We start from the raw sequence: 2,968 nt of genomic DNA, 5'->3' as shown, positions 1-2,968 counted from the left end.
GGGCTTGCCTGAGCTGTCAGCGATGGCACCGGTTATCGAGCTGTCGTCCGCTGCGTAGGCATGAGCCGCAAACGCAAACAGCAGCAGCGCAGCCTGTGAGAGGTGATGGCGATTTCTCATCTTGTCAGTTATTTGTTAGGTGTGCGAATCATAAATTCGACCTACCTGCTGCAGGATTTCCTGCGAGGGCGATTTCACGCTGGGGGCAAGCCGCAACTGCGCGCTATTGCCGTTTCAGCAATGCCCGGAGGTGCCGTCCCGGTGGCGCCGCTTGCGGAGTCTGCGAAATGATATAACATAGCATTCAAAAACGAAACCTATTGTTACAAGGGCAAGATCACTGGGCGAAGCCTCCGCCGAAGCTTAAGGAAATCTGGGCCACTCGTATCCGTCTCCAGCTTTCAGAGCGCGCCCGCGATCTCACAATTTTCAATCTGGCGATCGACAGCAAAGTGCCCACATGCAATCTGGCCAAGCTGCGAGTTTGCGACGATTGCCATGGGCTTCAGGTCGCCAGCAGGGCTACGGTCATGCAGCAGAAAAAGCGGCGACCCGTGCAGTTCGAGATTACGGAGCAGACGCGGGACAGCGTCGAAGCGTGGATCAAGGCGGTGAGACTGACTGCGTTCGACTTCCTGCTCCCAAGTCGTCTCCCCGGATCGCCGCAATCTCGACGCGTCAGTACTCGCGGCTAGTGCACCGGTGGGTTGCATCGATCGGACTGACTCCTCATACGGCACGCACACGATGCGTCGGACAAAGGCGTCGCTGATCTATCGCCGCACGAAAAACCTGCGCGCAGTTCAGTTGCTCCCTAGGCATAGTCTCGTGCGCCACGGGACATAGTTCAGCGCGGAACATAGAGCCTATTGCCTGCAGGCAATAGGCCGGAGAGTACCGTGCGGTACCTTGGCATCGAAGTCGCCAATGCGCTTGAAATGGCAGAACAGACCGAAGTTTAGTTTGCTTAGTCGGGCAGCGATCGGCCTTTGGTCGCTGTCCGGCCAGGAGCGGACAACTGCGTCCCTAACCCGAACGACGGCTAACTGTGAACCGGCCCGTCGCACTTCACGCCGGTGGCACGCATCAAGGGTTGTGCAGACGGGCGTCGTTCCGGTTGGGTGCTCTCGGCTAAATCATGCAAAATACCCGGCATCTGAGATGCGGAGGCTGGCCCGTGGGGATTAACTTTGACTTGACGGACTTGCAGGCGTTTCGCGCGGTGGTGGAGTTGGGTAGCTTCCGAAAGGCCGCCGAGGCGGTCAGCATTTCTCAGCCTGCCTTAAGTCGTCGTATCGACAAACTCGAGGAAGCGCTCGGCGTGCGTCTCGTCGACCGTACCACGCGTAGCGTCACGCTCACCACCGTCGGCCGCGTGTTTGCCCGGAGCGCTGAACAACTGCTCGATGATCTCGACGTCGCGCTGCTCGGCATCCGCGATGTTTCATCGAGCCGCCTGGGTCATGTGACCATCGCGTGTGTGCCCTCGGTCGCCTACTACTTTCTGCCGAACGTCATCGCAAACTATCATCGCCGCTTTCCGCGTATCAGGGTCAAGCTGCTGGACTCGAGCGCGAACGAGGTGCTTGGCGCCGTCATCAGCGGCGAGGCCGACTTCGGCGTGAGCTTTATGGGCAGCCAGGAGCCTGAGATTGAGTTCAAGCTGCTGCTGCAGGAGCGGTTTGTTGCTGCCTGCCGCCGCGACCATCCCCTCGCGCACAAGAAGCGCGTGACCTGGAACGAGCTGTACGAGCACGAATACGTTTCGGTGGACAAGACTTCCGGTAACCGCCTGTTGCTCGACCAGGCGCTCTCAGCCGTGGCGCCGCGTGCGTCGAGCGTGTGCGAGACGCGGCACGTCACGACCATGCTCGGGCTGGTTGAAGCGGGGATCGGTGTCGCCGCGGTGCCGTCGATGGCTATGCCCGGACATGACCACCCGATCCTCACGAGCGTGCCGCTCGTCGAACCGGTAGTGAAACGACGCGTGGGAATCGTGAAACGGCGTGGACGGCCGCTCACACCGGCCGCAGAGGAGTTTCACCGGACCATCATTGAAGCGAAGCGCGGCGGCATCGCAAGCAGCGATGCATTGACGTGACGCCGGCAGAGAAGACAAGAAGGAAGGCCGCATCGTGAGGTTGGCAAGACCGCTTGATTTGCTCTGTGTACAGGTCCTGCCGGGCACCATGGCCAGCAGGAGTGGGAAGGTGCTTGCGCTCGTGCGAGTCTCGCGCAGATGCTCAGCCAGGCTGCCCGAGCGGTGCCAATGTCGCCGCGGCGGACACCCGGGGTGACGGAGAAGGTCACCTGAGGAAAGCCTTCCCATGGTTCTGTCTCAAGGTGCGGGGACGGAATCGAGCCCGGTCGATTTCACCTCTGCTTGCACATCGGGTGACGCGAGATAGTCGAGGAGCGCCTTCGCTTCCTTCGGATGCTGCGCGCCGACGGGGATACCGCCGGCGAAGCGTGTCACCGACTGCAGAGACTCGGGAATCTTTCCAACGAAGGTTGCGCCCTGGACGGGCAGCAGCTCGCTCACCTGCTGGAAGCCGATTTCGTAGTCACCGTTCGCGACCACCGACGCCACCGGGATCCGCGGGATCATCTTCGCCTTCGATCTCACCTGCTCCTCGATGCCGAGCTTTTTGAACAACTCCCGCTCGATATAGACGCCGCTCGCGCTGTCCGAGTAGGCGACCGACTTCGCATGCAGCAGGGTCAGCCTGAGCGCTTCTGGCGAGCCGATGTCGGGCTTCGCCGCGCCTTCGCGCACGACCATGCCGATGCGCGAATCGGCCAGTTCGACCCGCGATCCGGGGATGACCTTGCCTTGCTTGATCAGATCGTCGAGCGCGTAGCCGACCATGATGACGGCGTCCGCAGGCTCGCCACGCTCGAGCCTGTTAGGAATCGCTTCGGGCGATTTGCCCATTGACGCGCCGTAGGCGGTGTCGAGCGTGTTGCC

At 61.3% G+C, this 2,968-nt stretch carries 2 protein-coding genes and 1 pseudogene; 2 read left to right on the top strand and 1 reads right to left on the bottom strand.

Annotated elements, in window-relative coordinates; genetic code table 11:
- Positions 1-297 precede the first annotated feature (297 nt).
- Both VMJ11_RS27155 and VMJ11_RS27150 read left to right on the top strand, forming a co-directional pair.
- Positions 298-962 (top strand): annotated as a pseudogene (locus tag VMJ11_RS27155) (tyrosine-type recombinase/integrase).
- A gap of 215 nt (positions 963-1,177) precedes the next feature.
- Positions 1,178-2,101, top strand: coding sequence for a LysR family transcriptional regulator (locus VMJ11_RS27150; RefSeq protein WP_325623551.1), 924 nt, complete (start codon positions 1,178-1,180; stop codon positions 2,099-2,101).
- A gap of 237 nt (positions 2,102-2,338) precedes the next feature.
- On the opposite strand, the gene VMJ11_RS27145 is transcribed toward VMJ11_RS27150, so the two are convergent.
- On the bottom strand, positions 2,339-2,968 hold a 630-nt coding region (locus tag VMJ11_RS27145; protein WP_325623549.1), incomplete at its 5' end, for a substrate-binding domain-containing protein.

Origin of the sequence: Paraburkholderia sp. (assembly GCF_035501035.1) — a bacterium.
Taxonomy (GTDB): Bacteria; Pseudomonadota; Gammaproteobacteria; order Burkholderiales; family Burkholderiaceae; genus Paraburkholderia.
The sequence above is the reverse complement of the archived record's forward strand: the minus strand, read 5'-3'. Positions and strand labels throughout refer to the sequence as shown.